The organism is Vibrio sp. 1069, from assembly GCF_033340555.1.
This window is the reverse complement of the sequence record NZ_JAWOWP010000002.1, coordinates 85,602-98,411: the sequence shown is the minus strand read 5'-3', so window position 1 is coordinate 98,411 and position 12,810 is coordinate 85,602. Positions and strand designations below refer to the sequence as shown.

Below are 12,810 nucleotides of genomic sequence, written 5' to 3'. Positions count from 1 at the left end.
AGAATTTTTAACTGTAAGGTATCCACGCAAAAAAAGAGCCGAGTTTGTACTCGGCTCTTGTGTGCCTGTTCTTAAGCCTGCGATGTTGCTAAACCTGCCGACGCGCCGCCTAATAACACATGATTAAATTCCATTCGAGATTCTTGGGCTTGCTCAGACAGTTCTTGTTTCTTCTTTTGAGCCAACTCAAGCGCTTCGGTTAGTTGCTGTAGCTCTGTTTGCATCTCTTCTGGTAAATGATGGTCCGAAAACCCAGATTCACAGCTGTGTTCTAAGGCAAATGCGCGAATTCTCTTACGCATGCTCATCAGGGCCGCCATTGCTTCGCGCTCTTCTTCAGCCGCCTGTTGAGCTAAGTCTTTAAAGCGCTCAAATTTCGCCAAAGCCATTCCCTCTGTTGACCAAGGGTCAATTTCCGGCAGTTCTTCAATGTTAATGGTTGGCTCTTCGTATTCTGCTTGATGTTTAATATCTAGGCTCGCCGCGCGGACAAAGGACACCATCAACATCACCGAGATAACTAACAACGGTAAACCTCCCACGATCGCAGCGGTTTGTAATGTCGATAAACCTCCCATGAACATTAGGACGGTTGGCAGAAAAGACAAAGTAAACGCCCAGAACAAACGGTTCCAGCGCATCGGTTCTTCCGTCACATCATTTTGAACCACAGACGCAAGAATGTACGAGATAGAGTCAAACGAAGTCGCCGTAAAAATGATACACAATAGTGTAAAAACACCAATAACGATTGGCCCTAACGGTAATGTGTCTAACGTTGCAAAAATAGCCGCTGGCGCGCCTGATTCGTTGAGGATTGCAATGACATCAAGCTCACCCGTCAATTGCAACGATAAACCATAGTTACCTAAAACAATGAAGAATAAGAAACAACCTAAAGAACCGTAAAATATAGAACCTACGACCATCTGTTTGATCGTTCTTCCACGCGAGATACGCGCAACAAACAATCCCATACAAGGAGCAAAGACCAACCACCATGCCCAGTAGAAAATAGTCCAGTCTTGCGGGAAGTGTGTATCTGTAAACTCACCATAACCACCAAACGGCTCCGCCCAGGTAGCCATAACAAAGAAGTTAGACAACATACGACCAATTGAATCTAAGCCCGTTTCTAACATGAACACGGTTGGCCCAACGGCAAGTATAAAGAGTAACAAGCCCATCGCACCCCAGAAGTTAATGTTACTAAGGAATTTGATCCCCTTCTCAAGCCCTGCATACGCGGAGTAACCAAAAATAGCAGTACAGAGAAGTAATACAGCCACTTGGCTGAAGGTATTGTTTGGAAGACCGAAGATATGATGTAGACCACCATTGATAAGAGGCGCTGCTAAGCCAAGCGTAGTCGCCGCGCCACCCAACATACCAAAAATAAACAACACATCAATAAACTTGCCAATACCACCGTTTGCACGCTTTTCTCCTAATACAGGCATTAACGCACTAGAGATTTTCAAAACAGGTTGTTTGCGTACATAAAAGAAGTAAGCGATAGGCAGAGCAGGAATAAGGTAAATTGACCAAGCAATCGGTCCCCAGTGAAACAGACCATAAGTCGCGGCCCAGCGAATGGCTTCTTCACTGCCTGCTTCCAACTGAAATGGTGGTGATTGATAGTAGTATGCCCACTCGATACACCCCCAATACAGAATACTTGCGCCAATACCTCCACAAAATAGCATTGCAGCCCATGAGGCGTTACCAAATTCTGGTTGCTCGTCGGCTTCACCAAGTTTGATTTGGCCAAGATCGCTGAACACGGTGTAAATCATAAAACACATTGCTGCGATACCCAGTGCGAGGTATAACACACCAAGCTTATCGGTCATGAAAAATTTGGCCGAAGCTATCCAATCCGCACCTTGTGTGGGAAATAAAATTAAGGGTATAACGACGCTGAGTAAAAGAAAGAGTGAGCCTAAGAAGGTAGGCTTATCGATGAGAGCAAATGATTTGTCCATATTATATATCCTTATATTTTCAAAGGACATAATCCACATTTCTCGCAACTTCGCCAATTCACAACACTTATCGTTACCACAAGAATAATTGTCTTTAAAAGATGCATTATGTGACGCTGATTTTGTATTCATTATTTGATGCCATAGCGTTTAAATACGGCAACTTTTCTGCCACACCATCCAGCGCTCCTACCTTTAAAAACCTCAACACTGTTTGCCACCACTGAGGATTCCACAAGCTTAAACGTCGGTTCTAGATAACCCTCCAACTCCCCACTTCGCAAACAAAATGGAGGGAAGCGAGAGTGGTAATCATCATCTATAACGAAACAACCAATTAACAAACCGTCTCTTGTCAGCAATTTATCCACCATAGCAAAGTAATCTGGCCACTGGTCTCTCGGTAGTGCAGCGAGAAAGGATTGATTTTGGCGCAACATGTATGGATGCCGAACTCGCAGCCCCAGCCAATGACAGCGCTTGGCAGACGTTCAACGCCAAAGTGACATTCCCCCAAGCGGGCTACTACGAAGTTGGGGCAAAGGCGACTGATGACCAAGAGGTGGGCCAACCTTTTGCTATCACATGGAACCCGAAAGGTTACCTCAACAACACCTTCCACCGAATCGCGCTGATTGTTAAGGGTTAAACATGAAGGGGGAATAACAGTGAAAGCAACATCCTTAAATAAGCGGGTTTTCCCGCTCTCGTTTACTTTTCTCGCGCTGTTAAGTTACTCAGCCTTAGCAAACAATGACGAGTTGATAGCCGCAGGCGAACAGCAAGCGATGGTGTGTAAAGCTTGTCACCAGTTTGAAAAATGGAGGAAGTGCTTGTGGGGCTGCCTCTTTGGGGCTTAGCAGAGCGTGATATTGCCGGCTTTACAGGCTTCAATTACAGCGAAGCCATCAAACAGCATCAAGGTCAATGGGACGCAGAAAAACTGGATGCTTTTTTGGCGTCACCACCAGAGTTTGCTCCGGGCACAAACATGGTCTTTCCCGGCGTAAAAGACCCGGGTGCGCGAGCCGCAATCATTGCATGGCTAGCAACCCAAAACCCTACACGCCACCAGATTGGAATACTGCTTCATCTGAAATGGAGGTCAAATCAGCTGGTGATGGGATATTAGCGCCAGGAGAGAATATGGAACTCGTCGCGGCAGTCTGCTCAGCCTGTCATTCGTTACACATGGTCACACAACAATGACTAAGCCGCCAACGATGAGATGAAACCTTAGACTGGATGATTGAAGAGCAAGGGATGGATGAACTGCCGGGTGATAATCGCGAAGCCATTCTGAAATACCTTTCGACCTATTATGGGGGTAACTCCCGCCTTTAAAACTAACGCTTATTGATATTTTACATACGTATTCTTTCTGTGTGAGTATCCCCTCAACAGGAATAGAGTGAAGTAACCTCTGTTATTTCACAGTATGTATCGATGAGGTTTAAAAGATTGAAGGCAGAAGAGTTTTTTGACAACCATTACCTTTCTATTTGGGTTTTTCTTGTTGGCGTGGCAGTCATTACCTTGATTATGATGGGAGGCGGCATGGCAGTAACGTTGCTGGCAATATTGATTGACCAGTCGTCTGAGCACTTAACTACTGATACTTTCTTGGCTCTAAACTTTTCTTTTGCTGGGGTCATGACTCTACTGCTTGTTATCCCAAGCATGATGATTGTTAGAGGCAAACCTAAAGCGGCAGAAATCAACTTAATCAATATTTACTTTCAGTTCCTTGTTTACGCTCTTGGCCTATTCCTTCTTGAAGATGAACATAAACTTTTTTTTGTTAGTTTTGTACTTTTTCCTATTATCGCTCTCTGGCTCATGGCATCGACCAAATATCATACATTTGTGACTTACTTTTCAGCGATTAAAAAAGAACCAGACAGTTTCCGTGAATACTTTCTAAAGAAGTCTCAGTGACGACTAACGTTTCTGCCACACCATCCATTGTTCTCTGCCTTTAAAAACCTCAACACTGTTTGCCACCACTGAGGATTCCACAAGCTTAAACGCCGGTTCTAGATAACCCTCCAACTCCCCACTTCGCAAACAAAATGGAGGGAAGCGTGATAGGTAATTATCATCAATGACGAAAAAACCAATTAGAAAACCTCCGCTTGGCAATAATTTATCCACCATAGAGAAATATTCTGACCACATGTCTCTCGGTAGTGCTGCGAGAAAGGCCCGCTCGTAAATGACATCAAACGATTGAGAAAAATCGGCATTAAATACATCACCCAATACGACTTTATCTTTGTAGTTACCTAACGCTGATTGCGCCATTTTTACCGCTTCTTGGCTGTAATCCATCGCGATCACGTCATGCCCATATTGAATAAAAGTGCTCAGTTCATAAGCGGCACCACACCCAGGAATAAACACTGAATGGCCTACATGAAGTGAATTGTCGAGATAGTCCTTGAGTTCTTGAGGTGTCGATTGGGCATCCCAAGGCATAGTGCCTCGGATAAACAAATCATCCCAGAATTGTGTGTTAATCATTGGTGCCTGTTTCATTTACCCGCTCCCTGATTGCGGTAGTAAAAAATAAAGGGATACGCAGCGCAATGTGGTATCCCTTTTCTAGCCTTTTGTCTGACGTTGTTAGTTTTTTATGACAACCACTTTCTACTGCACTTATGCCACCAATGAGTTAACTGCGAAGATCATTGATTAACGGCTGCTCCGCTTGGTTCGGTACAAACTGGACATTGCCTTTCAGTTTAGTGACAGACTGGAGTGTTGCTTGAATGTCCTCTGCTGATACATGCACATCATGACAACAGAAAGTAATGGCATCGTTGAAGCCATCGCGCTCAATTTTCAATGAGCCTTTAATATCGTGGCGACGACAGACTTCTTGGATCTGATGCGGATAAACAAATAGCCCTTTTACTTTCACCGCGGAGTCTGCTCGTCCCATCCAGCCCTTAATTCGTGCATTCGTGCGTGAAGAATCAGAACTTGTCTCTAGGTATGCCGATAAATCTCCCGTTGCGTAGCGAATCAGCGGGAACTTCTCATCGAGCGACGTTACAACGACTTCACCGACTTCTCCCGGTTGTACAGGAACACCATCAGGATCAACGATTTCAACAATAATATCCTCGGCAATCACTAATCCTTGTTCACCAGACACTTGATAAGCAATCAAGCCAAGCTCTGCACTTGCGTAGGCTTGAAAGACTGCAATGCCTTTTTCCTCAAACATCTGTTGCATGTCTGCTGTAACCGCTTCACCAGAGACCAGAGCTTTCTCAAAGCTAGGCAGCTCATCGTATTTCTCTTGGTACTTTTGTAGCAACGTCAGCAAATAGGAAGGTGTACCAGTGTAACCATTAGGTTGAAGCTGTTTAATTGCCTCTATTTGCGCTTCGGTATTGCCTACCCCAGCCGGAAATACCGAACAGCCACAAGCCCTTGCGCCACCATCCATAATAAATCCGCCAGGAGAGAAATGGTAAGAGAGCGTGTTATGCACTAAATCACCCGCACAGAACCCAGCAGCGTGAAACGCGCGCCCCATACGCCAGAAATCGGCCTCATTCGTTTGAGCCTCATATAAAGGCCCAGGAGACTGAAAAACACGTGCCATTTGACCAATGGCAACGCTATTTAAGCCACCAAACGGCGGTTTAAGTTGCTGCTGATTAGGTACATTGAACTTACGTGTAATCGGGAACTGAGCAAGCCCTTCACGATTGTTTGCCAATGTAGGCTCTAACTCAGAAAAATGCGCCGCGTAATGTTCGCTATTGGCTTTCGAATTTTCAATCAGTGCTGGCAAACGTTGAAACAGCGACTCTTCTCGCGCCTGTAGAGACAACGATTCTTTCGCATCAAATAGTTCGTTCATCCTTGCTCCTTACAACCAACGCTTACGACGTTTGTAAGATTTCAGATTCTTAAAGCTCTTGCGATCTTCATCGCCTCCGCCAAGGTAGAATTCTTTTACGTCTTCATTGTTTAACAGTTCGTGCTTGCTGCCATCTAGTACGATTTTGCCTGATTCCATGATGTAACCGTAATCGGCCGCTTGAAGAGCGAAGTTGGCATTCTGTTCAACCAAAAGCATGGTAATACCTTGCTCTTTGTTGATCTTGTTAATAATGCTGAATACTTCTTTAACTAGCAGTGGAGAAAGCCCCATAGACGGTTCGTCCAACAAAATCATCTTCGGTCGAGCCATTAAAGCTCGGCCAATCGCTAACATTTGTTGCTCACCGCCAGACAAATAGCCCGCCAGGCCAGTGCGCTCTTTGAGTCGCGGGAAATAGTCAAACACCATTTCGATGTCTTGTTCAACTTCGTTGTCAGTGCGTGTATAAGCGCCTAAGCGAAGATTTTCTATTACCGTCATATCTTCAACAATTCGGCGACCTTCCATAACTTGGAAGATGCCCGAACGGACGATCTCTTCCGGGCTTTTGTTGTCTATGCGCTCGCCCATGAAGTTGATTTCGCCGCGCGTTACTTCACCATCTTCGGTTTTCAATAGACCAGAAATGGCTTTCAACGTTGTGGATTTACCCGCACCGTTGGCCCCCAGTAAGGTCACAATCTGCCCTTTTGGAACTTCTAAACTCACACCGCGAAGCACTAGTATTACTTCGTCGTAAACGACTTCAATGTTGTTCACTGAAAGCAGTATTTCTGCCGGTTCGATATTCGTTGCTAATTCAGCCATCAAACTACTCCTTGCTAGGGTGAGAGTGTTCTCTCACCCATCTTTATTTTCAGTAGGCTTTGTTATTAATAAGTCGTAAATTAGTAACCTAGCCAATCGTCACGACGTGACAATGTCACCTGAGATACTTTCTTAATATCAACTGCGCCGCCATCGTTGTTGCCCATAAAGACGTTCACGGTTGTTGTGCCTCGGTGATCTTCCGGTTTCCAGTTCGCAGGGACACAAACACCTTCTAAGCCTTGTGGTACCCAGTTGTCATGGACATACATGCCCTTCTTGATGTTTTCACCTGTGATACCACCGTTGTCTTTCGCCCACTCCATCGCTTCTTTCATATAGAACGCAGAACAAATACCGCGAATGTAATGGTGAGTTCTGAATTCGCCCGGCTCTGATTCAGACTGCTTAGAAATCTCACGAACCAGCTTCATGCCTTCGTTATCGTCTCCCCAAAACGCCGTCATACCTGGGAAAACGTAATCTTTAAGGCCATCGCCTGCTGCTTCAAGCACTGGCTTGTCGCCGCCCCAAATGTTTGCCATGTACTGGAACTCTGTCCCAACCGTGTTACAAGACTTCACTAGTGAGATAACCGAGCTACCGATATTGGCAATGTAACCGTAGTTGGTGCCTGACTCTTTCAGCGACAAACATTGCGCTTTAAAGTCCCCTGGTTTTAGTGACACAACGACTGGGTTTTGCACATCAAAACCAAGCTCTTTGGCGTACTCTGCACACGCTTCTTTTGGCGCATTCGGGAATGGATGGTTATCGCCAATGTGCGTAAATTTCGGCGCACCTTGATTGCCCTTAGATTCCCAATCTTCTTTCGCCCACTTAACTAGCGCACGGCACGCATCTGAGTACGACGCACCATAAAAGAAATTATAAGGCGCTGGTTTCGCGGTTTTTGGGTTTTTGCCAGTTGGGTCAGTTAAGTGACCAGAGTAAGAAGCAGAGAACACCGGCACTTTGTCTTTGGTAACAAACGAAATAAGCGCTTCGGTATCCGCCGTACCCCAACCTTGCAGCGCAACCATGTCTTTACGCGCAACCCAACGTTTATAGTTAGAAATCGCCACTGGTACTTTGTACGCCATGTCTACTGTTTCAAATTCGAGCTCGGTACCGTTAATGCCACCGTTTTGGTTAATCCAACGCAATGCGTCTCGCACGCCAGAACCATAAGGCTTGCTCACATAGGCAGTTGGTCCAGAAAAGTCGACTAATTGCCCGACAAACACAGAATCTTTTGCCCAAGTTGCGGTAGTAAACAGTGCAGATGACAGCACCAACGTTGTCGCTAAATGTCCTTTGTTCATAACTCGTTGTCCTTGTTATTGAGGTATATTCCACTTAATTCCACGTTAATATGAGAACGGATAGTGTTTCCAATATGCTCGAATCTGTTGCCAGCGATGCGATAATCCTTGAGGTTCGAAAATAAGGAACAACATGATGACTAAACCAATCGCCATCTCTTTGAAGTAAGCCAGACCATCAGTGAAAGCGGTGGTATCACCAAACGCTGAAAGCCCCGTTACGCCAAACTCCAAAACTTCAGGCAGCAATACGATAAATATCGTCCCCATCAATGTGCCTTTGACTGAACCCAAGCCACCAATGATGATCATTGCCAAGAACTGGATAGACATCATGATGGTGAAGCCTTCTGCTGATACAAACCCTAGATAATGTCCGTAGAGTGCCCCCCCGATGCCTGCATAGAATGCACACACTCCAAATGAGAGCAGACGATACTTGGTTAGGTTGATGCCCATGATCTCTGCTGATAGATAGTGATCTCGTACTGAGACAAACGCGCGACCGTCACGAGAACGGATTAAGTTTGATGCCCACATATACATGAAGATCAGCGCAAACAGAGCGATGTAGAAGAAGCTTTCGTCAGTCGTAAACTCAAAGCCAAACAAATTAATTGGGTTCGCGCTAGCACCGTATGAGCCGCCACTGAACCAATCTGCGCGAGCAAAGAAGTCCTCTAGAATAAACTGCGCCGCCAACGTTGCGATAGCTAGGTATAAACCTTTAATTCGAGCTGCTGGCAGACCAAACAGCATCCCCACAATCATGGTTAAGTAACCCGCGAGCGGAATCGCAAACACGACTGGAATGTTAAACTGGTTATTTAGCCAAGCCGATGCAAAGGCGCCAAAGCCAAAGAACGCACCGTGACCTAGCGAGATTTGTCCGGTAAAACCAACCAAAATGTTTAAGCCCAATGCCGCGATACCGAGGTATGCAATCTGAATAAACAGGTTTAGGAAGTAAATATCCAAGACCAGCGGTGCTGCCAGCATGGCGATGACACCTGCAATCGCAAGGCTTCTGATGGTTTTGGTTTCAAAAATTGGCGTATCGCTTTTGTATGTGGTTCGAAAATCCCCACATGGGCGCATGCTAAGTTGAGCCATGTTATTTCTCCTTAAATACGCTCAATATCTTTGGTACCAAACAGGCCATATGGCTTGAAGGCAAGAATGATTAACAGCACATAGAATGGTGCGATGTTGTACAGGTTACCCACTTGCAGGTATTGGCTATCAAAAAACTCAGCCAAGTTTTCTAGCACCCCGATGGTAATACCACCGACAATTGCGCCGACTACCGAGTCTAAGCCACCTAAAATAACGGCTGGGAAAACTTTGATACCAATAATGGATAGCGCGTCAGATACGCCGTTAACGATACCGATAACAATCCCTGCTGTTGCAGATACCATTGCCGAAATGGCCCAACTGATGGCGAACACTTTCTTGATGGAAATGCCAAGACTCTGGGCTACTTGCTGGTTGAATGCCGTTGCGCGCATTGCCAGACCCATTTTGCTGAATTTGAAGAACCAGTAGAACGCGCCCATGATGAGCATTGAGAAGATCAAGCTCAGAATGTAAGCAAACTCAACATTCAAACCTCCGATATTCACCACGTTAGTTTCGAACACTTGCGGGTACGACACAGCAGAGACACCGAATATCCACTTCATCAGCGCTTGGAAAAACATCGATAGACCAATGGTCACCATGATCACAGAGATAATCGGTTCACCAATCAACGGTCTGAGCACAATGGTTTGCACGGCGATACCAAAAATCATCATGAACGCGAGCGTGAGTAAAAAGCCTATAAAAAACGGTAACTGTAGGTGTACCAATGCCGCCCAACATACCCATGCGCCAATCAACAAGAACTCACCCTGAGCAAAGTTGACCACCTGGGTCGATTTGTAAATCAATACAAAGCACATGGCGACAACGCCATACAACATGCCAACGATCACGCCATTAATGACGAGTTGCAGTAATAAATCCGTATTCACTATGCGATCCTCCGTTGTTCGCTATCCACTAGTGTTGGCTCATGCTCAATAAGCGTTTCAATAACTAGCGACGTTTGAATGCGTGTTTTGGTGCCATCTTGATAAGTGATCACCGTATCGACATCGACTTTTGGATCGTCGCTGTAGATGGTTTCGATGATGTCTCCGTATTTCTCTGCAACCACACCACGGCGTACTTTACGTGTGCGAGTTAGCTCTCCATCGTCGGCATCCAGCTCTTTGTAAAGTAGAATGAATTTGCTGATCTTCTGTGCATCCGGTAGGGATTCGTTCACTTTTTGAACTTCTTCACGAATCGCTTGGTACACTTCTGGTTGAGCAGATAAGTTGGTGTAGTTGGTAAATGCCAAGCCGCGTTGCTCTGCCCACTTCGCGACGATCGCATAGCGAATACAGATGATGGCAGACAGCCAAGGTCGACCTTTACCTACCACCACGGCTTCTGCAATAAACGGCGAGAACTTGAGTTTGTTTTCGATAAACTGTGGCGAATAACGGTCGCCATGGCTGGTTTCCGACATATCTTTCAGACGATCAATCACCACCAAGTGACCGGAATCTTTAAAATAGCCCGCATCGCCTGTGTGCATCCAACCATCTTGAACATCTTCATCATATGCTGCTTGGTTGTTTAAGTAGCCAGTAAACATGCCTGTACTTTTCGCGATGATTTCACCAACGCCATTGCTGTCCGGGTTGATGACTTTCACTTCTGCATTATCAAACGCAACACCAACGGAATCGTAATCCACATCATCCGCTTGGTGCACGGTGTATGCGCCACACATTTCGGTCTGACCATAAAGCTGCTTAAGTGGCACACCAATAGCTTGTAGGTAACGGAAAGTATCCGGTCCCATCGCCGCACCGCCGGTTGCCGCAGATGTCAGGTTCGAAAACCCTAAACGGTCACGCAGAGCACGCAGAAGAATCCATTCAGCCAACTTAGAGCGTTTGCCCTGCTCCAGCGCTTTGTTGGCTAAGCTCATGCCCAGTTTGTACATCTTTTGCTTAAACGGTGTCGAATCCATCATTCGTGCAGACACGTCTGCCACAATGTTTTCCCACACACGTGGCGCTAACAGCACAAAGTTTGGACCGATTTCACGCAAGTCGGACATCATGGTTTCTTGTTCTTCCACAAAGTTAACGATTTGACGAGAAATCAACGCCTGACCAACCACGTAAACCTGCTCCATAATCCAAGGCAAAGGCAGAACAGAAACATAGTTGTCGCCTGGGGAACGAGGGTCTGCACGCAAGTAAGCCGCACAGTGATCCAAGAACGTGCCACTGTGTAGCTGAGCCAATTTTGGTTTAGAAGTCGTACCCGACGTAGTACAAAGAATTGAAAGATCGCTGCCTTTGGTTTCAACAACCATATTGAGATATTTGTCTGGGTCCGCTTTATCAATCAGCTGACCTTTTTTGTAGACCTGTTCAACATCAATCAATCTTGGATCATCGTATTTACGCATTCCACGAGGATCGCAGTAAATAATGTATTCAACGCTAGGAATTTCATCACCAAGCTCAAGCAGCTTGTCGCATTGCTCTTCATCTTCGGCAATCACGACTTTTGCTTTGGCATAGTTGATAAGGTACGCCACCTCTTCGTGCATAGAATCTTGATAGATGCCCAGCGAGAAACCTTTGATCGCATGTGCCGCTAACTCGCCCCATACCCATTCCGGGCGGTTATCACCTAACAAACCAACGACATCTTGCTCACCAATACCCAAATCTCGTAGTGCCAGTGCCATCCACTTGACGCGGTTTTCATAATCCTTCCAAGTGAACTCTCGCCATATACCAAACTCCTTTTCACGCATTGCGACTTGTTCGGGCCAGTTCTTGGCATTGTGTTGCAACACTTTTGGAAAGGTATCTAAGCGGGTTATATCTGCCCAATCATTATGTTGCTGTGCCATTATGCACTCTCCTCTAATGTCGGTAACTCTTCGCCTAAGTACGCTTGTTTCACATGTGGGTTGGCCATCACTTCTTCAGGCTCACCCGTAGCAATGTGTTTACCGAAATCCAAAACCAAAACGCGATTAGAGATGTCCATGACCACGCCCATGTCGTGCTCAATCATGATGATCGTGATATCTAATTCTTCATTCAGATCCATGATGTAACGTGCCATGTCTTCCTTTTCTTCCAAGTTCATACCTGCCATTGGTTCATCAAGCAGCAGTAACTTAGGTTTTAAGGCAATGGCACGAGCAAGCTCTACACGCTTACGTAAGCCGTAAGATAGGGTGCCTGCAGTCGCTTTTCGGATGTGCTGGATTTCTAGAAAATCGATCACGTCTTCCACATATTTGCGGTGCGCCATCTCTTCTTTCTGCGCATTGGAGAACCAATAGAGTGGCCCCGTGACGAAGTTGTTTTTTAGTAGGTGGTGTCGGCCAACCATGATGTTGTCCAGTACCGACATGTGAGAAAAGAGCGCTAAGTTTTGGAAGGTTCTTCCCAACCCTAACTCAGCTCGTTGGCTAGGTGTCCGTTTAGTTACATCATCTCCAGCGAAGATTACAGAGCCTTTGTTTGGTGTGTATCGACCAGAGATGCAATTGAGCATTGAGGTTTTACCTGCACCGTTTGGACCAATGATTGAAAAAATTTCCTTTTCATTCACATGGAAGCTCACGTCAGTTAAAGCTTTCACCCCACCAAAAGCCAATGAAATATCGTTTACCTGCAACAGAGGCGATTCCGATACCATAGTTGATCTCCCTTTCGTTATT

Annotated in this window: 11 protein-coding genes and 2 pseudogenes; 3 read left to right on the top strand and 10 right to left on the bottom strand. The window is 45.8% G+C overall.

Going from position 1 to position 12,810, the window contains the following annotated elements; translation table 11 throughout:
• Positions 1-71: 71 nt before the first annotated feature.
• Both R7040_RS03565 and R7040_RS03560 read right to left on the bottom strand, forming a co-directional pair.
• Positions 72-1,985: a BCCT family transporter gene (locus R7040_RS03565; protein WP_318081061.1), complete on the bottom strand. Its 1,914-nt coding sequence runs from the start codon at positions 1,983-1,985 to the stop codon at positions 72-74.
• Positions 1,986-2,116: 131 nt separating this feature from the next.
• Positions 2,117-2,425 carry a TPMT family class I SAM-dependent methyltransferase gene (locus R7040_RS03560; protein WP_226083206.1) on the bottom strand — a complete coding sequence of 103 codons (309 nt, stop codon included), beginning with the start codon at positions 2,423-2,425 and terminating at the stop codon, positions 2,117-2,119.
• Between R7040_RS03560 and R7040_RS03555 the strand changes: the two are divergent.
• The 3 genes and pseudogenes from R7040_RS03555 to R7040_RS03545 all read left to right on the top strand — a co-directional run.
• Positions 2,410-2,634, top strand: a pseudogene (locus tag R7040_RS03555) (molybdopterin containing oxidoreductase); the annotation flags it as partial. The gene R7040_RS03560 and the pseudogene R7040_RS03555 sit on opposite strands and share 16 nt — an antisense overlap.
• A gap of 76 nt (positions 2,635-2,710) precedes the next feature.
• Positions 2,711-3,329 (top strand): annotated as a pseudogene (locus tag R7040_RS03550) (c-type cytochrome).
• A 117-nt stretch (positions 3,330-3,446) separates the two neighbouring features.
• Positions 3,447-3,923, top strand: a complete 477-nt coding sequence (locus tag R7040_RS03545) for a hypothetical protein (RefSeq protein ID WP_250654678.1) — start codon at positions 3,447-3,449, stop codon at positions 3,921-3,923.
• Between the two features lie 3 nt (positions 3,924-3,926).
• Here R7040_RS03545 and R7040_RS03540 read toward each other — a convergent pair whose 3' ends face one another.
• The 8 genes from R7040_RS03540 to R7040_RS03505 all read right to left on the bottom strand — a co-directional run bounded on the left by R7040_RS03540 (position 3,927) and on the right by R7040_RS03505 (position 12,788).
• Positions 3,927-4,523, bottom strand: a complete 597-nt coding sequence (locus R7040_RS03540; protein ID WP_085569108.1) for a methyltransferase domain-containing protein — start codon at positions 4,521-4,523, stop codon at positions 3,927-3,929.
• A gap of 136 nt (positions 4,524-4,659) precedes the next feature.
• Positions 4,660-5,862 (bottom strand): phenylacetate--CoA ligase family protein, encoded by a 1,203-nt coding sequence (locus R7040_RS03535; RefSeq protein WP_104980556.1) that lies wholly within the window; start codon positions 5,860-5,862, stop codon positions 4,660-4,662.
• Positions 5,863-5,871: 9 nt separating this feature from the next.
• Positions 5,872-6,693, bottom strand: coding sequence for an ABC transporter ATP-binding protein (locus R7040_RS03530; protein WP_005373283.1), 822 nt, complete (start codon positions 6,691-6,693; stop codon positions 5,872-5,874).
• Between the two features lie 80 nt (positions 6,694-6,773).
• Positions 6,774-8,018 (bottom strand): ABC transporter substrate-binding protein, encoded by a 1,245-nt coding sequence (locus R7040_RS03525; protein WP_005373285.1) that lies wholly within the window; start codon positions 8,016-8,018, stop codon positions 6,774-6,776.
• Positions 8,019-8,063: 45 nt separating this feature from the next.
• Positions 8,064-9,131, bottom strand: a complete 1,068-nt coding sequence (locus R7040_RS03520; RefSeq protein ID WP_005382737.1) for a branched-chain amino acid ABC transporter permease — start codon at positions 9,129-9,131, stop codon at positions 8,064-8,066.
• A gap of 11 nt (positions 9,132-9,142) precedes the next feature.
• Complete coding sequence (locus tag R7040_RS03515) at positions 9,143-10,036, bottom strand: branched-chain amino acid ABC transporter permease (protein WP_005373295.1); 894 nt, start codon at positions 10,034-10,036, stop codon at positions 9,143-9,145.
• A complete protein-coding gene (locus R7040_RS03510) occupies positions 10,036-11,988 on the bottom strand; it encodes a long-chain fatty acid--CoA ligase (RefSeq protein WP_005373296.1) in 1,953 nt (650 codons plus the stop codon). The genes R7040_RS03515 and R7040_RS03510 overlap by 1 nt, the downstream gene beginning before the upstream one ends.
• Complete coding sequence (locus R7040_RS03505) at positions 11,988-12,788, bottom strand: ABC transporter ATP-binding protein (protein ID WP_005373297.1); 801 nt, start codon at positions 12,786-12,788, stop codon at positions 11,988-11,990. Before R7040_RS03505 ends, R7040_RS03510 begins: the two co-directional genes overlap by 1 nt.
• Between the last annotated feature and the right edge of the window lie 22 nt (positions 12,789-12,810).